Genomic DNA, 17,474 nt, shown 5'->3' on the forward strand with positions numbered 1-17,474 from the left:
ATCGCATGCGCCGCCTCCTGTGCTGGCTAGTCGCCGCTATCCTGATCCTGCAATGCGCGGCGGTCGCAGCGCGCCCCTATAGCCTCGACGATCTGCTTCGGCACGAAGATACAGGAAGGATGTTGGTCGATCCGGGCGGCCGATGGCTTTTGTTCGAGAAATATGAGTCGCATCTGGCGATGCAACGCCAGGATCGATTGTCGCTCGGACAGATTCTGCGCGCGCGGCCCTATATCGTCGACCTCCATGGACGCGGACCTGCAAGACCTCTGCTCGATGACGGCCAGCCCGGCACCATCCTTCTTGGGTTTTCGCCTTCGGGGAAACGGGTTGCGGTCGCGCGGCTGCAAGATGGGGCATATCGCTTCGGCATCGTATTGCTTGCTTCTGGTGCTGTTCAGTGGTGGTCCTATGCGCCGGTCCATGACGGCTTCCATCCCGTCCATAGCTGGCTCTCGGACGACCGGCTGCTGATCCTGACGCAGCGCGATGACAGACCGGCCGTTCGGATGGCTCTGGACTGGCCACCGGAACGCCCCATGCGGGAGCGATGGGACCGGACTGCCGCTGGTGCTCTGGCCGTATCGGTCAGCGGCAGCGGCCGCTATCTGCGCGATGACGGACGCTCCCAGCAGCAGCTCCTGATGGTCGATGCCGTTACGGGAGCGACACAGGCTCTTGCCACCGGCCCCTTTGCGCAGCTGCAACTATCCCCTGACGGCAAATATGTCGCACTGATCAAAGCGGATCGCGCGCGGCAGCCCTCCGCCGATCAGATGGTAGGGGAGGATGACAGCTTCTATGGCCGCCATCTCCTCCTGCTGGATCTCGCATCCGGGGCACAATGGGAGCCTTGCTCCGAGTGCAGCCTGCCCGGCGATCCGCGCTGGTCAGACGATAGCGCGCATATCGGCTTCGTCGCGGACCGCAAGGGGCGCCGGGAGGCCGTGATGGCGAACATGGCGCGGCATGTCGTCATGTCAGCAAGCCCGAGCCGCTCTGCATCCTCGGACGGCTGCGTGCTTGCCCCGCATCAGGACGTGCCGGTCGCCGCCCGGGCGTCCGTCACGCCGACTGATGAGAGGGCCAGCTTTTCGGTCCCGATGCCCTGCACCCGGCCATCGGCCATGCCGGGCACCATCTGGGCTGCCGCGCCCTGGCGCGTTGGCACAGGCGGCGTCATTGTCGAAAGGCCGACAGGCGGCGCCATTAGGATTCCTTGGCAAAGGCACGAGGCGATCGCGTCCGTGCAGTCGAGCGATATGGGGAAGGGCGGGGCAGTTGCGCTTCGCATTTCCGCCGCTTCCGGGCGAAGCGACCTGTTTCTCGCAGGCGAGGGACAAGCTCGCTTTCTTATGGCGCTCAACAGCGTCATGCGCGATGTCGAACCGGCCATCATGCAACCGCTCTTGCATCCGTCGGCTGACGGTTCGCCGGTCACCAGCTGGCTTGTGCTTCCGCCAGGAGAGAAGGAAGCCAAAGGGCTGCCGATGGTGGTCATTCCCTATCCTGGGCAAATCTATTCAGACGTTGCGCCCGCCGATCAGCAGGTCGGCCGTGAACGCTTCTACACCAATGCGCAGTTGCTGGCGGCAAGCGGCTTTACCGTTCTGCTACCGTCCATCCCGATGCCGCGCGTTCTTCCCGACACAGGCTTTGATTTTCCTGCCGCGCTCGCCCCGGCGATCGAGGCGGCCCTCGCCACGGGTGCCTGCGATCCTGCGCGCATCGCGCTTTGGGGCCATAGTTACGGCGCATACAGCGTCGCCATGGCAGCAGCCCAGAGCAGGCGCTTCCGCGCCGTCGTCGCATCGGCAGGCATATATGATCTGGCCGCGACCGCCGGGACCTTCGGTCGCGCGATGCGCCTGTCGCCCGAGGAGGGACTGAATGTCGCGGCCTCCTATGCCTGGGCTGAAAACGGGCAGGGGCGGATGGGCGTAGCGCCCTGGAAGGCGCCGGGGCGCTATATCGCCAACAGCCCCATCTACCAGGCCGATCGCGTGAATGTGCCGATGCTCATCATCGGGGCCGACCGCGATTTCTCGCCGGTCGAACAGGGTGAGCAGCTTTTCTCGGCCCTGTTCCGCCAAGGCAAGGATGCCCAGCTCATTACCTATTGGGGAGAAGGACATGTTATCGGCAGCCCTGCAAATCTCCGGGACTTCTATGCTCGGGTGATCGGCTTTCTTGCAGATAATCTGGCGGTGAAAGCGCGGGCTGTTCCCGTGGTTGCTGCAGCCGCTCCTGCCATCCCCGCATCCAGCGCTCGACAATGAGCAAGCGAATGATCTCGCCATAGCAACTGGACTGGACCAGATGGTCGGGGTCGAGCACATGTTCGAGCCTCATCCGATCCACGAGTCCGGTTTGTGCCAGTGCGCCTTCGAGCAGTCGCATACGAAGGATCGGCACGCTTCTGGCCAACGTCTGTCCGAAGAAATAGGACAGGCTGCCTTTTCCGCGTCTCTCGATCAGCGCTGCGGGCAGTCGGTTGGCAAAGGCTGCGCGCGCCATGGCCCGGTCGCGCCTTCCCTCGGTCAGAGCCATGAGCGACTGGCCGAGCGCATGTTCGACGATCGGTTGCGAAAGCAGCGGATGGATCACTCGCATCACCTGCGCGCAGCGGCTGGGACCAAATGCGTTCCGGTCGCCGGCTATCGCTTCGATCTGCATGCGCTTGGCTTGAGACACGCCCTCGAGCGACCCTGCCCATGTCGAAGGTCGCGACTGGCTGGGATGGACACAGAAGGGACTGCGTTTGCCCGCGACATCAGCGTTCCGCACCGAAGGCAGCCAGGCCGCGGCCGCGACCCTCCAGATACTGGTTTGGCACCAGCGCGCGAGCGCCTCCAGACGTTCGAGGTTGAGCTTTTGCCCGTCCGGCCAGCCGTCTTGTGCCACCAGCGGCGTGGGATGCTGGAAGAACAGCGCATCGCCGCCGCGGCCGGTGAACAGTGCATCGGCGCCTCGCGCCTTGCACATGGCCGCCAATTGCCGATCATGGAAAAAGCTTGTGCTGCCGATGCCGGGGCGCACGCCCACGGCCGCCCCATCCAGCAAGCTGTCGTCGATCGCCGAAATGCCGAACGCAATTTCGTGCGGTTCCAGCCCAAGCCTGTCTGCCACGGCGCGACTGAAACGGCGTTCGTCGCCAGCCAGGCTGTCGCTGAAAAATGTGAAGGCGCCGATCCCTTCGCCCTTTGCCTGCGCCAGGCTCGCCGCGACGATGGCGGAATCGAGACCGCCCGAAAGTTCCACGATGGGCTTTGCATGCATGGATGACCAGGCAGACACGCTTGCGTCCACGATGCGGGCCAGCGCCGCCGGGTCGCCCGCCGCGCTGCGTGGCGCGCAATGGTCGCGCGGTGCCCATAACCGTTTGGCACTGGTGCCGGATCGGGTGAAGCTGGTGATCGCCCCCGGCTGCAAGGGCGCCACTCCGATAAGAGGCGCGGTTTCAGCGGCCTGGGAGGGATGGTGGAGGAGATGGGCTACGTCCTCCAAGTTGATGGCGAGTGTCGCAGGCGGAAAGCGGTCGAGCCAATGATCCGCGTCGCAGGCCAGCAGCGTCACGCCGCCATGGCGCCAATGAAGGCATTCCCGCGATCCGAGCGGCTCGGCGAGCACGGATAGGAATAGCGGGGCATGGGGATCGTGTCGCAACGCTATATAGCTGCCCCAAAGAGAGGAAAGCAGGTCGGAGCAATATTCTCGAAAGCCCGCCTCGTTCGCTGCTCCTGGCCTGGGCAACGTCCCGGCTTGCGCGCTGCCAAAGATTTCGCCGACCAGATATTGGGAGGGGGCCACCTGCTCGGCCCATGCGCCCTGCGTCGCGACCATCAGGCCATTGGACCGCAAAATCTGGATATCGGGCTCGCGCAGCAACAGGGCCTCGATCCGGCTGGCAGTTGCCACGGCCATGGCATCCTCGGGATGCCAGGCGGCGATGAGATAATCGCCGCGCATCAGCTTTGGCGCAGCCGAAAGATCGGTACATAATCCTCGATCAGATGGACCCGCTCACCGATCAGCATATCGTCGATCGCGAGCCAGCAATGCGCGCGAAAGGGAAAGAGCTGAACCCCGATGACCCAGTCCGCGCTGCGTCCATGATAGGACAGATAATGAAGCAGCGCATAGGCGCGCAGAAGGCATGGCGCACGATAGGGAAGGTAGAGGTTCATCCGCTCGAACCGGGCAGCCAGGTCGTGAGCAGACGCAGCGCTGCGCCGGAAGGGCGCCTGGCCAAGATGCATCGCCTCGATCATCAAAGACCGGATCGGCTTGCGAAAGAAGGATGGAAGAGCGGCGCACCATGCGCGCATGAAAAGGCGTCGGTCGCCCGCTTCGAGCCGATCATCAGGGGCCTCGGGCTCCCGCCAGATGGGCAGGCGCGGCTCTGCGCCGACCTCCCATCCATGGTCCACTGGATCATAATGGCAGCTATAGGCATCGGCTTCGAAGTCGAGTGTGACGACGCCGTCACCGCATCTGGCGGTGGGGGCGCCGAAAAGGTCAAGAGAAAGCATGGCGGCTCCTCATGGACGGTGCCGATGCCCAGTGTAGTCAGGCACCGGCACCGCCAGCTTGGTTCAGCCGCCGACCGTATATTCGCGGTCGAGGATCATTTCCGGCTGCCCTCCCGAAAAGCTGGCGCGCGTCAGCTTGCGCGCCTTGCCCAGCGCGATCGCGCGGTTCGCGGGACGCAGATCGGACGAACCGGATTGAACGGACTGTTTCATTTCAACCTCCTTCATCGGGCCGCGACCATTCGCGGCGACTTGAGTAGGAAGCAGGCGCAAGTGATAGCAAAATCATATTTGCTCTATATTTGGCCTATATTCTCGGAACATTGCCCTGACCTTCGAAGGCGTTCGCAAGCTGGCCCGCGGCGTTGCGGCAGCGCGCGTGAAAAGCATGGCTGATATCGCGCGCCATCGCGAGATCATCCCGTGTGAGCGCATCTGCAAATAGCTGAGCGCGCTCCCCCATGTCCGCAAGAATGGTCGCTTCATGGCGGCGCAGCACAGCGAGCCTGTCGTCCACATAGCGCCGGATCGAGATGATCGCGGCGTCGCCTGTCGTTGAGGCCCTGTTGTCGAACAGGCGCCAGAGGCTTCGCGGTCGACCGGCCCTGTACCCGCTTGCTGGATGAAGCTGCAATGCCCGATCCATCCACAGCTCGTGGGCTGTGTAGAGGCTGATGATCGCGCGGGCATTGAGGGGCGCAAGATAGAAGCCCTCGCGATGGCGCTCGACGACGAGATCGCGCCCGGCCAGCTGGCGCAAGGCCTCGCGCACCGGCGTCGTGCTGACGCCCAGGGACTGCGCCAGCGTAGTGATGCCGATCCGATGAATCGGGCGATACTGGCCCTGGGCGATCCGGCTGAAAATCGCATCATATATGGCCGCATAGGATTTGGGCGCCTTGCGCATCATTCGACTTCTCCCTGAGAAGTCCATCGCCGCTCGCCTTGCGCGCATACGCAAGAGATAACCTCATTTTCACCCTGATTGGGCAGACGCGCGCAAATCAATAGGTTGCATTATGCGATCAAGCTGCTGATACTCTGCAATCCTATCGCGGTCATCCCGCAGAGGATGTTCGTTCCGGCAGGAGAGGCTTTGACAGGGTTCGCGGACCTGCCTCCACGCAGTTGCTGTGTCGAGCCAAGGATGGACCGGCTGGCCGGTCGCGCATGACGGGGGCGGCGATGTCTTTCACGACCGACATGGCGGACAGCGGCGAAAGTCTCTCGCGTGCCCTTCGCGCCATCCGGCGCAAACGCGGCCTCAAAACCAGCGATGTTGCCCGCCGCATGGACATGGCGCAGCGCAGCTACGAGCTATTCGAGGCTGGCGGCGGACGCATTACATTCGAGCGATTGATGGCTTTTGCGGAGGCCACGGACTGCGACCCTTTTGCATTGATGCTGGTGGGACCGTTCGGCTCGGCCGAGTTCGCCATCCACTGCGCCGACACCAAGCTGGCGATGATCATGGTCATGTCGCTGCAGGAATTTGCCGAGGACCGCGGCGCCGACCTTTGCTTCCTCGAACCGCCCAATATCATCGCGGCCTTTCAGCGCCTCTTCAAGGATCTGGGCGGCAGGCTCGACGACAATGAGGCTTTCCTCTCCAAATGGCTGGATGGTCGCACCGGCATGATCGATCTTGGCGCGCTCAGCATGCGGGGCCTGCGCCGCAGGAAGGCGTGATGCCGCGCATTTTCAACACCGCTTTGGCCGCGGTGGAGCGGGTATCGTTTCATGGTCATGGCGCTGGCTAGCTGGCAACGGGATGACCGCTCGATACGAGCGGCTGCCTGAGTTTGGCGCATGGGCGCGGATCGGTGGATCGACGACCGGCTCCAAGGCCGGCCATAACAGCGATCCTAGAGAAGCGCCTTGTAACCGCCGGCAGCCAAGGCGCGGGCCTGGGCAACAAGTCTGCGCGTCCGCGACTTGAGATGATCAGATGCCTCATTCCATTCGCGTTCGACCGTCATTTCTCCGAACAGGGCGATGGCGGTTTCCCGGAGCGAGCGATGTCGCGCAAGCGCGTCGAGCGTAACGAGAAGCAGCGACCATCGCTCGCCGCGCGTGGAGTTGCGCTCCAGACTCTGCGGCCATGCTCCCTTGCGCAAGAGCCAGTCCCATCGCTGCAACGCATGGGTTCGCTCTAGCAGCGCGGCGCCCTCGATAATATATCGCAACCCGACCGGGCCTTGCAGCAGCTCGCCTGCCGTCAAACTAAGTCTGAGCTGCCCTTGGGGGCTTTCGACGAGCAATTCCTGACGGTCGGGCTGCTGTAGCAGCACCGCAGGCCAGGCCAATTCGAAGAGCGAAAATGCGCCGGGCTCAGTGGACCGACATGGGCTCGCCAAGGCGCATATGACGTTCATGTCCACCGCTGCCTCCCAGAACAGGGGGACGTCGCGTGCTGTCAGGTCCGGATCGCCCTCGAAAACATAGCCCCCAGGATGTGAGCGGGCGGCAGGTCCGGATAAGCTCCAGGGAAGGGCTGGTTCGCAAGAGCCTTCGCTCACAGGACTGGCCCCTATAGTCCGCCCGCCTTCGCAATATCTCCCATGCCATCTGCGATCCGGTCAGAAGATGCGCATCCTGTGGCCCCGATCGCTCGACGATCTCTGGCCGACATGAACTGGTCCGGGCTCCCTGCATGCCTGTCTCCCATATTTTGGTCAGGAGCAAGGCTGCATGAGCGGGGGGTGGGAGCGGGCACGCCACGACTTGTCGGTGCGGCGAATTGAAGCGCTTGTGCCATGTCTGGCGCGAGGATGCGGATATTCCGCATATATCAGGCGTATATTTCGCCATCTCCATGCGGACGATCAACTGCGGCGATTCCATGCGGCCGTGCGCACTGCAGGATCGGCGGGAGCGCGCGCATTTTTGCGGGTGTCTCGGGAAGCCGCGAGCGAAGGCCGGAAGCATATTCGATGGTCGGCAGTGGACGACCTAGTCACTTCTGGGGGCGTTGCAGCCGGCTTTCACTCCGGTTCGATGAAGCTGTCCCAATAGAGACGTTCGACCTCGCGTACCTCGTCCGCCGTCAGCGCGGCAAATTCTCGTCCCTGGGCACGCTGGGACAGCCGGCCATGATTCTGCTTGAGGAACTTGTGAAGCAGCTCGACCTGATCGGTCGGCATGTCGACCATTTGCTGAATGCCCAGCGTGAAGCGATCGAAGCCTTCGAGGAAGGCGACCTCCTCGGGCATGTCCACCTCGATCGTCTGTTCCACACAGGCATAGAGGAAGGCGGCATGCGCAGTGGCGTCGAAAAAGCGGTAATAGGAGGCCGTCTCGTTCAGCACCTCGACATTGCCACCCGCCGTGCGCCGCCACTCGATCAGCGGCAAGAGCGGCCTTGAATAGCTTTCTAGCACGCGCCGATAGGCATCGATTTCCCGCAGGATTGCGGCGCTCACCGGGAAGACCAGGCCAGGCGGGTTATAATGCGCCGCTGCCAGAACATGATGGATGAGCCAGCGATGGAGGCGGCCATTACCATCCACATAGGGATGGATATAGACGAAGCCGAACGCCAGCGCCGCTGCGGCCACCACGGGATCATAGCCACCCTCGCGGGTCCGGTCGGCATAATCGACGAGGCCGGCCAGCAAGTCATCAAGATCCTGCGCGCGGGCGTTGATATGGTCGGGGATGGGATCGCCGGTCTCGCGGTCATGGACCCCCACGAAGCCCCCTTCTTCGCGTAGGCCCAGACGCACGAAGCGCGCATCGCCGATGACGATGCGCTGGAGACGGTCGAACTCCGCCAGGCTGAGCTGCGTCTGCCCTGCTTCAGCGATCGCCTGGCCCCAGCGGACCGCGCGATTGCCCGATGGACGTTCTCCTTCGATCGCGAAGGAGGAGCGGGAATCGTTGAGCAGCAGAAAGGCCGCCGCACGCGCTACCAGATCCGGTCTGATCCGCCCGATCTGGGCGCGTGCGCGCTCGTCGAGCTTCTTGGCCGCAAGCGCGCTCAGTGCAGGCGAACGATCGACCATGGGACAGAAGCGTGGTGTTCCGGGCAGATTGTTCAGCACGCGATGGCGCGATGAGGTCTCGCCGCGGGCGAGGGCGAACTGCATGTCCGGGTCGACCACCTCCACCTGACGGACCTTGCCCGCGTCGGGAAGGTCGAGCATGTGCCCGGTCATCCACTCATAGAGAAACCAGATCCGGCGCGCGAACGCGCCCGTTGGTGTGGTGCTGACGATATCGGCAACATCTTCTGCCGGGATCGTCCGGAACAGCTGGTCGAGCACGGGAAGGTTCACGCCTTCCCACTTGATCGCGAAGGTGAGGTGCCCAGCCAGGCTTTCTTCGGGCCGATGGCGTGGCGTCAGCATCAGCCAGCTGTCGGTCGATACCGGGTGATGGCGTTGCGCAATGGCGGCAAGCCGTGGTGATAGCGGAGCAGCAAGATCATAGGCTGCCATCAATGCCGCATAGCCGACCGGCGTGGCAGGTTCAGGAAGCGCGCGACCGCGAAAATCCGTCACCGGCTGTGAAGGCCATTCACCCATGCAAACTCCTGCGAAAAATCGTCACCACGACCGAGGTCGCCTGCGAATCTCGTTCATAGTCTGCGAATAATTATCTCAAAATGGAAGATTTGTGAATATCGTTCACTTTCTTCCGGTTTGCGGATGTGCCGGTGGCGGCTTTTGCACGGCATGCGGGCCGTGCCTCGAGGCGAGGCGAGCCGCCCGCGCGAAGAAAAGAGATATGTCTGCTGCATTTTTGGCAGATCAGGCGGCGTGGGCAGCCAGACCGCGCCATTGCTGATCGGCGGAGTGGAGGCCCGCAGTTTCAGTGGGCGGAGCGATCGGAAGCCATGATGGCATCGACTTCGCTTGCGCTCAGCATGCCGCGCAGCTGGGCCTCGTCGAAAATGGCCGCGTTGAAGTCGCTGTCACTTTCGCCCGAGCCGAAAGCGTGGATGCCGTCGAAAATCTCGCGATCGCTCATCTCGCTCGCATGAGACGCAAATTTCATGGGATCAGACATGCTCATGGCACTGGCCTCCGTTTGCAAGCGGCAGACCAATGAAGCCCTGTCAGTCGGCATCGTGCTCGGTAAACCCCGTGATGCCGATGACTGGCTTATACCATGAATGGACCTCGAGCGCCAAAACCGACGCATCATGGTCACCCCTGAACGCAGGGCCGCAAAGCTAATCGCGGCTACACCGTTCATATCGCTTCCCATTGGGCGAACCCAAGGCCGGGACAAGCGGCGAAGACGATCAGGATCGATCATCCCTTTTTGGCGGGCACCGGGGCCCAAACCCAGCCGGATCGCCTGCCGAGCCTCGAGTCGCCGCCGGAAAAGGCGCTGGGCGCCGCGCCAAGCACGTCGATAGATGCGCGCCAGCAAGGAGGAACGCTCACTCAGCAATGCGTCCATATATCGGTCTGCAAAGGGGGATATGGGCTTTTCGGGCCTGCGGCTGCGCCTGTCGCGCTCTATGCCGCCGTCCTGGGGCGGCGGCACCCAGCCCCGTTTTCGGGTCTGGTCCATTCGGTAACGATCGCGGGCAGGGGGCGGACCCATCCAGGTCCGCCCGACGGTCGCCGCGCGAGCGCGGCGGCGCTTGTTGGAGCCTCTCCCAGAAAGCGGGAGCAGGCGGCGCTCCCTCCTAGGCCCTTCGCGGTCGCCGGCAACCCGCCGCTTCGCCAGCGGGTGCTTCACTTACGTTGCGCCCTTCGGTGCCTGCGTCCGCCGGGCGGGCCTTTCCAGTCGCATCTTGCCGCCCACCCCCGCTTTTCGGGGAGGCTCATGTTTTGGGCAGGCAGGAGGACAGGACATGGCTCATTCCACCAGCCGCAGCGCCAAGGCCAAGCGTCGCGCCGCAAACGCTCAGCCCGAACGGATCAGCCTCTATGACGAGGTCACCGCCAAGATCATCGCCCAGCTTGAAGAAGGGCATTTTCCCTGGGTCCAGCCTTGGGCATCGGGACCGGCCGCCATTGGCGGAGCGCTTGGCCCCGGCCTCCCGCGCAATGCGCTGACCGCCCGCTGTTACTCGGGCGTCAATATCCTGATCCTGTGGGGCGCGGCTATCGATCGGGGCTATCCCTCGCAAAGCTGGCTCACCTTCAAACAGGCACTCGATGCAGGCGGCAATGTGCGCAAGGGCGAGCAGGGAACGACCGTCGTCTATGCCGATCGTTTCACACCCGAAACCGAGAAGGAAAAGGCGCGGGAAACGGGACAGGATGCCAAGTCGATCGCCTTCCTCAAGCGGTTTACCGTATTCAACATCGCCCAGTGCGAAGGGCTGCGCCCCGGCCTTGTCGCCGAACCTGACCCTTTGCCCGCATGCCAGATCATCCCCATCGCCGAAGACGTGATCGCAGCGAGCGGCGTGGAATTCCGCATCGGCGGCGACCGGGCATATTATATGCCGTCACTGGACGTGGTGCAGGTGCCGCCGCAGCCTGCTTTCTACGAGCAGGTCAATTATTACCGCACTTGCCTGCATGAACTGACCCACGCCACCGGCCACCCATCGCGCCTCGACCGCAATCTCAAGAACGGCTTTGGCAGCAAGGATTATGCCCGCGAGGAACTGATCGCCGAAATGGGGGCCGCCTTCCTCTGCGCGGCGCTGGGCATCGTGCCCACCGTGCGCCATGCCGATTATATCGGCTCATGGCTGGAGGTGCTGCGCGAGGATAATCGCGCCATCTTCCGTGCCGCAGGTGCCGCCAGCAAAGCGGCCGATTGGCTGCTGTCCCGCCATCGCGAAACACAGGCCGCCGTCGCAGGCATTGAGGAACCGACCAGCACCGCTGAACCGGCCAGCACCGTCGAACAGGAAAGGAAGGCCGCATGATCCTCCTCACTCCCGATATTCGTCAGGCGCTGCGCGCCAATGCTTGTCGCAGCGCTGCCAGCCGAGCGCGGGGGAGACGTTCGATCCTCGCTGTGAGGCGCGTGACTCGCTGCGACCAGCGGTCAAATTCTTCAATCCACTGGGCGCCGCCACTTGGCTGGCTACTGAACTTTATGAAGACGGCGATACCTTGTTCGGCCTCGCCGACCTTGGCTTCGGATGCCCGGAAATGGGCGTCTTCTCCCTTATGGAGATTGAGAGCGTCCGACTGCCCTATGGCATGCGGATCGAGCGCGATGAGGGGTTCTACAGTTCCCATAGCCTGTCCCGCTGGGCGGCTATGGCCCGTCGCGCAGGCTCTATCATCCATGCCGAACAGCTTCTGAGACACGCCGCCGATGCGGCTTTCGACCTTCCAACCGACCCAATCCAAGGGGCGGCAGGATGACGCGCGGCGCGTAACGCCGCATTTCCGCAAAGCCGGGCCGCCCACCTCGCCAAAGATCGACGGCCCGGTACTCACAAGGAGTAGACCCATGAAACTCGATTTCATCCCGCTCGACAAGCTGTCCGTCAGCAAGGCCAATATGCGCTTTTCCAAAAGCGCTCCCGATGTGTCGGACATTCTGCCGACCGTGCGCAAGCGCGGCGTGATCCAGCCGATCATCGTGCGCCCCAATCCCTGTCCTGAGCTTGTCGGGCCGGAGGCGACCGAAGGTCAACGGTGTGCGCCCGATGCCTTCGAAATCCTCGCCGGTTCCCGCCGCTATCATGCCGCCATGATCGTCGCGGCGGAGAAGCGGGCCATGGGCGAGGCCGACAGCGAAATCGCGCTGCTGCCCTGCGCCATACTCGAAGAGGGCGACGACGCCGACGCCGTGGAAGCCTCGATGATCGAGAATATGGCTCGGCGCGATGCCGATGAAGTGACCCAGTGGGAGAGCTTCACCCGGTTGGTGAAGGAAGGCCGCAAGACGCACGACATCGCCGCAACCTTCGGCCTGCCCGAACTCACCGTCAGGCGGGTGCTGGCGCTGGGCAATCTTCTGCCCCGCATCCGCCGCCTCTATGCCGCCGACGAGATCGATCGGGCGACCGTCCGCCATCTGACGCTCGCATCCAAGAGCCAGCAAAAGGCATGGCTTGCCTTGCTGGACGATGAGGATGCCCACACGCCTGTGGGCCATCAGCTAAAGGCCTGGCTCCTGGGCGGCCAGTCCATCGGCACCCATCATGCCCTGTTCGATGTCGAAGCGAGCCGCCTTGCCGTCATCGCCGACCTGTTCGGCGAGCACGCCTATTTCGCCGATGCCGATGGCTTCTGGAAGGCGCAGGACGCCGCCATCCACGATCGGCGCGAAGCCTATCTGGACGAGGGCTGGAATGAGGTCGTCATCGTGCCCCCCGCCGAGCATTTCTCGACATGGGAATATGTGAAGGCAGCCAAGCGCCATGGTGGCCGTATCTGTGTCGATGTGCGCGGCACCGGTGAAGTCATCTTCCATGAAGGCTATCTGACCCGCAAGGAAGCCGAGCGGATCGAAAAGGGGCAGTGCGCAGGAACAGGCGGGAAGGTCGTGCGCCCCGAAATCACCTCGACCATGGCGACCTATCTCGACCTGCATCGCCATGCCGCCGTGCGCGCCGCCCTCACCAGTGCCCCCACTGTCGCACTGCGCCTGATGGTGGCCCATGTCATCGTCGGTTCGCCCCTCTGGCGGGTCGATGTCGAACCGCAGAACAGCCGGAATGAAGCGGTCGCGGAAAGCATCGAGAATGCGGTCGGGGAGGCGGATTTCGACCATATGCGGCGCAAGGCGCTGGCCCTGCTCGGCTTCGACGCGGAAGAACCCGCCATCATCGGCGGGCTTGGCGGCAACTTCGGCCCCAATACCGGCCTTGTCGCGCTTTTCCTCACCCTGCTCGATCTTGATGATGCGCAGGTCATGGAGCTGATCGCCATCGTCATGGGCGAAAGCCTCGCCAGCGGCAGCGCCGCCGTCGATGCTGTTGGCCTCCATCTTGGCATCGACATGGCCGACTATTGGCAGGCCGATGCCGCCTTTTTCGAGCTGCTCCGCGACCGCGAGATATTGGGCCATCTGGTCGCGGACGTCACCAGCCCCTCGGTTGCGGCCTCCAATGCGAACGAGAAGGCAAAGACCTTGAAGGCCATCATCCGTGATGCGCTCGACGGCACCAATGGCCGCGACAAGAAAGATCGCTGGGTGCCACGCTGGATGCAGTTCCCACCCTCGCGCTATTCGCAGCGTGGTGGCGTCGGAACCATCGCGGCCCATGGGGCGGTGATGAAAGCGAAGGAGGCGCATGACAGCGCCAAAGCCGAACCGGAAATGCCCGATCCCGCTACCCCCGGCAGCGTCATGTCGCTGCCTGACGACGGTGAGGAAGGAGACGCGCGGCTTGCGGCCTGATGGTATCACGCGGGCGGCGCTTCGTCGCCGCCCGCCTCGCCATTGCCTTCGAAAAATCGGCGCGCCGTCGCCGTTCCGGCCCCGGCGCGCTTATCGGGAGTTTCATCATGGTAGATCGGGTTTCTCTCTCCATTACGCTGGGCGGCGATCTACCTGCCGCGCTGCGCGGCGATCTCCTTGCCTGCATCCAGAATGAAGGGCTGGCTCGCGATTATGACGCGGACGCCTTCACGGCAGACGACTTCCCGAGCGACGCATCGATATCCCTATACGCGCATGAGGTCGCATGGGGACGGGTCGATCTGCTGGAAGGATTTTGCGCAAGCCATGGCCTGTCCTATGTCCGCTGGTCGGGCGGCTGCGCCGCGCAGTTCGGCCCGGAACGCGCGGTGTTCAATGGAGCCGGCGAGGTTCGCCTCTTTGCTGCTGACGAAGATGATAGGCTGGTCATCGACATCGACCGCGCCAAGAAGCTGGGCAGCTATGAGGCGATCATGGCCTATTTCGTCGCTGGTGACCTGTTGGTGCCGCCCTTACGCTTTCTGGCCTGAAAATCGGTCGCGCCCCGGCCCGCAGGAGCGGGCCGGGGCGTGGATCATCGCTACCGTTTGCGATCCTGTTCTTCCTTGCGCGCGGCCTCTTCTTCGGTCGTGTCTCGGGCATTATCGTCCGCATCGCCAGGCGGCTCGCTGCGACCTTCCTCCGGCACATCATCGATCTGATCGTCCTGCACATCGGCCTGATCCTGTGCGCCGTCTTTGGGACCGGATTCCATCATCGCTCTCCTGCCGTCGCCAACCCAACCTGCGACTGTGCGCGATGTTCCGGTTGTTTCGCCATGTCGCTATGGACCGATGCCTCGGTGAGATCGGCACCAGTTTGGCTTCGCGCGACCGCGCGGCCACCCGTCGGCATGGTACTTGGCCACCAGCCCCGCAGCCAGATCCCTGCCCTGAAATCTCACCGTCCCGACCGTCCGGGCATAGCTGCGACCGACCCGCTCGAAGCGAAGATTTCTGCCTTCGATCTCGCTTTTGAGCCATGTTTTTGCCGCTTCACCCCAGCGGCGTTCGGCCGCATATTTTGCGTTACGAGCCTGGGTTTCAGGCGCGTCGATCCCCGCGAAAGGGATGGGCTCGCCGCTCGTCAGCCGGCATGTATCGCCATCGGTGACATGGCGCACCGTCCCTTTCGCCTGCGCGCCCGAGATGGGCATAGATGGTGCGGGTTGGTCGCTTGCGCAGGCGACATGGCCGCAAGCGCCCGCAGGCCTATTGTGCCCGTTCCCGCAGCATCGATCGCACGTCGCCCGTTCGCAGATCCATATTGGGCATTGCGATAAGGCATGGCGCCCGGCTTGTCGGAAACGGGCCTCCATATCGAGCGGATCACGGGTTGATCGGTGCTGGGCGTTGCGATTTTCAGGGGCTCCACAAGGATGGCGAGGGCTTGCCTTTCCTTCTTGTCACAGTCGCCGATCACGCCTGGCTGAGTGCGTTGACCTGGCAGCGTCTCGGTCGCCTCACGAAACCATCGGCCCGTCCCCATTTCCCCGCCGTTCCGGCTCCTCGCGGTCGCTTCGCTCCAAATGGCGGCGCGTCCTCCGGTCCTCCGCTTGCCGCTACGGCCTGTCGGTTCGGTGGCTCGCCTCGCGCTGCCGAACGGTCCGCACACCCGGCGGATCGGCCGCAGGGCAGTTTGAAGGAGACTTATCATGCCTGCCATCGGATATGTTCAGCGCCTGGAAAACGGCAGCTTCAAGGGCGTCCTCAAGACCCTCGCGGTCCGCGCCGAGATCGAAATCATCCCCAATCGCGGAAAGGTCGGCGATCAGCCCGATTACCGCATCCTTACTGGCGGCAGCGAACTGGGCGGCGGGTGGATCCGTACCGGCGAAGTCTCGGGCCGGGAATATATCCGCGTCGCCATGGCGGCTCCGGAGCTTGGCGCCCGCACCATCTATGCCAATCTCGGACGCGCCGCCGGCCAGGATGACGAGGACAGCTATGCCCTCATCTGGAACCCGGACTGACCTGAAGAGCCCCGCGCCGCACGGCGCGGGGCTCTGATCATATCGCCGAAATAAATCAGCCAAGCGGGCAGCTACAAAGAAGGGACCAAGCCGCCCGGGGGGAGGACTGGACCAAGGGGGTGTCGAATTTCGCGGGGCGCAAATCGACACTCCCGCGCCTGCGCCCCAACCCCGATCACCACCCCGTCGGACCGCCATTTCACCCACGCGGTCGGCAGGAGAAACGATCATGGGCGAGAGTGAAATCGCGCGCGCCGAGCAGGCGCGCAAAGGCAGTCCATTTCTCAATACCGCGCAGGCCGCGCATTATATTGGCCTGAGCTACCGTACGCTCGAACAGATGCGCTGGAACGGTCTGGGGCCAAGCTTCCGCCGGCACGGCCGGTTCGTCCGCTACCATATCGACGATCTCGATAGGTGGTCGCGTAGCACCCAAGGCGACACCGACAAAGGAGGGCGCGATGCCTAAGCGCCCGCGCCGACAGGCCCCCGCGCCGTTGCTCGAATGGGTGCCTCCGCTCACCCGGCAAAGCCGGTTCAGGCGCAGGCCAATTCTTCTTCTGATCACTATCGGCACCGGCCTCATGGGTGCGGCGACTGCACTCGATTATCTTATATGCCCCGCGCCACGGCTCGTATGGAACGTGTCGGCCAGCGCACCGATCGGCCTGTGGCGCATTTATCCCGGCGTCCCGCTTGCAAGCGGCGATATGGTCCTGGCCCATATGCCGGCAAGAATACGCCAACTTGCCGCCTCACGTCATTATATACCGGCCAATGTTCCGCTGCTGAAGCGGATCGTCGCGCGCGACGGCGACGATGTTTGTGCGCTTGGGGATGCAATCTATGTGAATGGATACCGGGTTGCCAAGCGGCTCGTCCGCGACCGCATGGGCCGTATCCTGCCAAGATGGGAGAGCTGCGAGACGTTAAGGGGCGGTCGTCTTTTCCTTCTGATGGACCGCGCGGACTCTTTCGACAGCCGCTATTTCGGGCCGCTGGAACCCGAAGCGATCATCGGCAAGGCGAACCCGCTATGGCTCCGCTGATCCGCATCCTGGCCGTTGCCATGCTGCTGATGTCCCCGGCTCCCGGTACGGCGCAGCGGGCGATGCCGCCCGCTGCGCCAGGCGCTGCGATCGAACGCTGGCGCCCCCTCATCGCGCAAGCGGCCCAGCGCTTTGGCGTGCCCGAAGCCTGGATTGCCGCGGTCATGAAGGCGGAAAGCGGGGGGCACACGCATCTTAACGGACACCCGATCGTCAGCCGGGCAGGGGCGATGGGCCTCATGCAATTGATGCCGGGAACCTGGGCGGCGATGCGCGCCCGGCATGGTCTGGGTTCCGATCCGCACGATCCGCACGACAATATCATGGCGGGCACGGCCTATCTGCGCATCATGTATGACAGCTTTGGCTATCCCGGTCTATTTGCGGCCTATAATGCAGGCCCAGGTCGCTATTCCGAGCATCTGCGATCAGGCCGGGGGTCGCGTCCGTCAATGTGGTGTAAAATCGGGTGTGGCCACTGGGCTGCATTTTCAGGCGGCCTTGGGTGTAATCTGTAGCGGCTGTGCCTCCTCGATCATTGGTGTGGCAAGGGCGGCCATGCCCTCGATCTGCATGTAGCGGTGC

Annotated in this window: 19 protein-coding genes and 1 pseudogene; 10 read left to right on the forward strand and 10 right to left on the reverse strand. The window is 63.5% G+C overall.

The window, feature by feature from the left end; all coding sequences use genetic code 11:
- The first annotated feature begins 5 nt into the window (after positions 1-5).
- Entirely contained in the window at positions 6-2,279 is a 2,274-nt protein-coding gene (locus tag F4U95_RS16370; protein ID WP_150426424.1) for a S9 family peptidase, read from the forward strand.
- A gap of 37 nt (positions 2,280-2,316) precedes the next feature.
- Here the strand turns inward: F4U95_RS16370 and F4U95_RS25460 are convergent.
- The 4 genes and pseudogenes from F4U95_RS25460 to F4U95_RS16385 form a co-directional block, all read right to left on the reverse strand.
- A pseudogene (locus F4U95_RS25460) lies at positions 2,317-3,969 on the reverse strand (asparagine synthase-related protein); the annotation flags it as partial.
- The gene (locus F4U95_RS16380) at positions 3,969-4,532 is read right to left on the reverse strand and encodes a lasso peptide biosynthesis B2 protein (RefSeq protein WP_150426426.1); all 564 of its coding nucleotides are present in this window, start codon (positions 4,530-4,532) and stop codon (positions 3,969-3,971) included. The pseudogene F4U95_RS25460 and the gene F4U95_RS16380, both read right to left, overlap by 1 nt.
- A gap of 63 nt (positions 4,533-4,595) precedes the next feature.
- The gene (locus F4U95_RS24615; protein WP_021224614.1) at positions 4,596-4,745 is read right to left on the reverse strand and encodes a hypothetical protein; all 150 of its coding nucleotides are present in this window, start codon (positions 4,743-4,745) and stop codon (positions 4,596-4,598) included.
- A gap of 94 nt (positions 4,746-4,839) precedes the next feature.
- On the reverse strand, positions 4,840-5,442 hold the full coding sequence (locus F4U95_RS16385; protein ID WP_161600405.1) for a GntR family transcriptional regulator: 603 nt from the start codon (positions 5,440-5,442) through the stop codon (positions 4,840-4,842).
- 293 nt (positions 5,443-5,735) lie between these two features.
- On the opposite strand from F4U95_RS16385, the gene F4U95_RS16390 reads away from it, so the two are divergent.
- On the forward strand, positions 5,736-6,221 hold the full coding sequence (locus tag F4U95_RS16390; RefSeq protein ID WP_281347239.1) for a helix-turn-helix domain-containing protein: 486 nt from the start codon (positions 5,736-5,738) through the stop codon (positions 6,219-6,221).
- A 176-nt stretch (positions 6,222-6,397) separates the two neighbouring features.
- Here F4U95_RS16390 and F4U95_RS16395 read toward each other — a convergent pair whose 3' ends face one another.
- From F4U95_RS16395 to F4U95_RS24620, 4 genes are all read right to left on the reverse strand, one after another.
- A complete protein-coding gene (locus F4U95_RS16395; RefSeq protein ID WP_246171628.1) occupies positions 6,398-6,907 on the reverse strand; it encodes a DUF2285 domain-containing protein in 510 nt (169 codons plus the stop codon).
- Positions 6,864-7,460: a transcriptional regulator domain-containing protein gene (locus F4U95_RS25545; protein ID WP_422932298.1), complete on the reverse strand. Its 597-nt coding sequence runs from the start codon at positions 7,458-7,460 to the stop codon at positions 6,864-6,866. Before F4U95_RS25545 ends, F4U95_RS16395 begins: the two co-directional genes overlap by 44 nt.
- Positions 7,461-7,516: 56 nt before the next feature.
- Positions 7,517-9,058, reverse strand: coding sequence for a Fic family protein (locus F4U95_RS16400; RefSeq protein ID WP_150426430.1), 1,542 nt, complete (start codon positions 9,056-9,058; stop codon positions 7,517-7,519).
- 286 nt (positions 9,059-9,344) lie between these two features.
- On the reverse strand, positions 9,345-9,503 hold the full coding sequence (locus F4U95_RS24620; RefSeq protein ID WP_161600406.1) for a hypothetical protein: 159 nt from the start codon (positions 9,501-9,503) through the stop codon (positions 9,345-9,347).
- 838 nt (positions 9,504-10,341) lie between these two features.
- On the opposite strand from F4U95_RS24620, the gene F4U95_RS16405 reads away from it, so the two are divergent.
- From F4U95_RS16405 to F4U95_RS16420, 4 genes are all read left to right on the forward strand, one after another.
- Entirely contained in the window at positions 10,342-11,373 is a 1,032-nt protein-coding gene (locus F4U95_RS16405) for an ArdC family protein (protein ID WP_150426431.1), read from the forward strand.
- A gap of 43 nt (positions 11,374-11,416) precedes the next feature.
- A complete protein-coding gene (locus F4U95_RS16410) occupies positions 11,417-11,821 on the forward strand; it encodes a DUF2958 domain-containing protein (protein ID WP_150426432.1) in 405 nt (134 codons plus the stop codon).
- An 88-nt stretch (positions 11,822-11,909) separates the two neighbouring features.
- Positions 11,910-13,808 carry a ParB/RepB/Spo0J family partition protein gene (locus F4U95_RS16415; protein ID WP_150426433.1) on the forward strand — a complete coding sequence of 633 codons (1,899 nt, stop codon included), beginning with the start codon at positions 11,910-11,912 and terminating at the stop codon, positions 13,806-13,808.
- A gap of 107 nt (positions 13,809-13,915) precedes the next feature.
- A complete protein-coding gene (locus F4U95_RS16420) occupies positions 13,916-14,359 on the forward strand; it encodes a hypothetical protein (RefSeq protein ID WP_150426450.1) in 444 nt (147 codons plus the stop codon).
- A gap of 50 nt (positions 14,360-14,409) precedes the next feature.
- Here the strand turns inward: F4U95_RS16420 and F4U95_RS24625 are convergent, their stop codons facing one another.
- Entirely contained in the window at positions 14,410-14,586 is a 177-nt protein-coding gene (locus F4U95_RS24625; protein ID WP_161600407.1) for a hypothetical protein, read from the reverse strand.
- A gap of 66 nt (positions 14,587-14,652) precedes the next feature.
- Complete coding sequence (locus F4U95_RS24630; protein WP_161600408.1) at positions 14,653-14,991, reverse strand: thermonuclease family protein; 339 nt, start codon at positions 14,989-14,991, stop codon at positions 14,653-14,655.
- A 531-nt stretch (positions 14,992-15,522) separates the two neighbouring features.
- Between F4U95_RS24630 and F4U95_RS16430 the strand changes: the two genes are divergently transcribed.
- From F4U95_RS16430 to F4U95_RS16445, 4 genes are all read left to right on the forward strand, one after another.
- Entirely contained in the window at positions 15,523-15,840 is a 318-nt protein-coding gene (locus tag F4U95_RS16430) for a DUF736 domain-containing protein (protein WP_021227600.1), read from the forward strand.
- A gap of 229 nt (positions 15,841-16,069) precedes the next feature.
- Positions 16,070-16,309, forward strand: a complete 240-nt coding sequence (locus tag F4U95_RS16435) for a helix-turn-helix domain-containing protein (RefSeq protein ID WP_150426435.1) — start codon at positions 16,070-16,072, stop codon at positions 16,307-16,309.
- A complete protein-coding gene (locus tag F4U95_RS16440) occupies positions 16,302-16,889 on the forward strand; it encodes a S26 family signal peptidase (protein WP_150426436.1) in 588 nt (195 codons plus the stop codon). Before F4U95_RS16435 ends, F4U95_RS16440 begins: the two co-directional genes overlap by 8 nt.
- On the forward strand, positions 16,877-17,407 hold the full coding sequence (locus F4U95_RS16445) for a lytic transglycosylase domain-containing protein (protein ID WP_150426437.1): 531 nt from the start codon (positions 16,877-16,879) through the stop codon (positions 17,405-17,407). The genes F4U95_RS16440 and F4U95_RS16445 overlap by 13 nt, the downstream gene beginning before the upstream one ends.
- Positions 17,408-17,474: the final 67 nt, after the last annotated feature.

The organism is Sphingobium limneticum (genome assembly GCF_008710165.1).
GTDB classification, from domain to species: Bacteria; Pseudomonadota; Alphaproteobacteria; order Sphingomonadales; family Sphingomonadaceae; genus Sphingobium; species Sphingobium limneticum.

Excerpts from the sequence above, each read along its gene's own strand:
- F4U95_RS16370 (WP_150426424.1), top strand. The coding sequence starts at position 6 with ATGCGCCGCCTCCTGTGCTGGCTAGTCGCCGCTATCCTGATCCTGCAA.
- F4U95_RS16380 (WP_150426426.1), bottom strand. The coding sequence starts at position 4,532 with ATGCTTTCTCTTGACCTTTTCGGCGCCCCCACCGCCAGATGCGGTGAC.
- F4U95_RS24615 (WP_021224614.1), bottom strand. The coding sequence starts at position 4,745 with ATGAAACAGTCCGTTCAATCCGGTTCGTCCGATCTGCGTCCCGCGAAC.
- F4U95_RS16385 (WP_161600405.1), bottom strand. The coding sequence starts at position 5,442 with ATGATGCGCAAGGCGCCCAAATCCTATGCGGCCATATATGATGCGATT.
- F4U95_RS16390 (WP_281347239.1), top strand. The coding sequence starts at position 5,736 with ATGGCGGACAGCGGCGAAAGTCTCTCGCGTGCCCTTCGCGCCATCCGG.
- F4U95_RS16395 (WP_246171628.1), bottom strand. The coding sequence starts at position 6,907 with ATGAACGTCATATGCGCCTTGGCGAGCCCATGTCGGTCCACTGAGCCC.
- F4U95_RS25545 (WP_422932298.1), bottom strand. The coding sequence starts at position 7,460 with ATGCTTCCGGCCTTCGCTCGCGGCTTCCCGAGACACCCGCAAAAATGC.
- F4U95_RS16400 (WP_150426430.1), bottom strand. The coding sequence starts at position 9,058 with ATGGGTGAATGGCCTTCACAGCCGGTGACGGATTTTCGCGGTCGCGCG.
- F4U95_RS24620 (WP_161600406.1), bottom strand. The coding sequence starts at position 9,503 with ATGAGCGATCGCGAGATTTTCGACGGCATCCACGCTTTCGGCTCGGGC.
- F4U95_RS16405 (WP_150426431.1), top strand. The coding sequence starts at position 10,342 with ATGGCTCATTCCACCAGCCGCAGCGCCAAGGCCAAGCGTCGCGCCGCA.
- F4U95_RS16415 (WP_150426433.1), top strand. The coding sequence starts at position 11,910 with ATGAAACTCGATTTCATCCCGCTCGACAAGCTGTCCGTCAGCAAGGCC.
- F4U95_RS16420 (WP_150426450.1), top strand. The coding sequence starts at position 13,916 with ATGGTAGATCGGGTTTCTCTCTCCATTACGCTGGGCGGCGATCTACCT.
- F4U95_RS24625 (WP_161600407.1), bottom strand. The coding sequence starts at position 14,586 with ATGATGGAATCCGGTCCCAAAGACGGCGCACAGGATCAGGCCGATGTG.
- F4U95_RS16430 (WP_021227600.1), top strand. The coding sequence starts at position 15,523 with ATGCCTGCCATCGGATATGTTCAGCGCCTGGAAAACGGCAGCTTCAAG.
- F4U95_RS16435 (WP_150426435.1), top strand. The coding sequence starts at position 16,070 with ATGGGCGAGAGTGAAATCGCGCGCGCCGAGCAGGCGCGCAAAGGCAGT.
- F4U95_RS16440 (WP_150426436.1), top strand. The coding sequence starts at position 16,302 with ATGCCTAAGCGCCCGCGCCGACAGGCCCCCGCGCCGTTGCTCGAATGG.
- F4U95_RS16445 (WP_150426437.1), top strand. The coding sequence starts at position 16,877 with ATGGCTCCGCTGATCCGCATCCTGGCCGTTGCCATGCTGCTGATGTCC.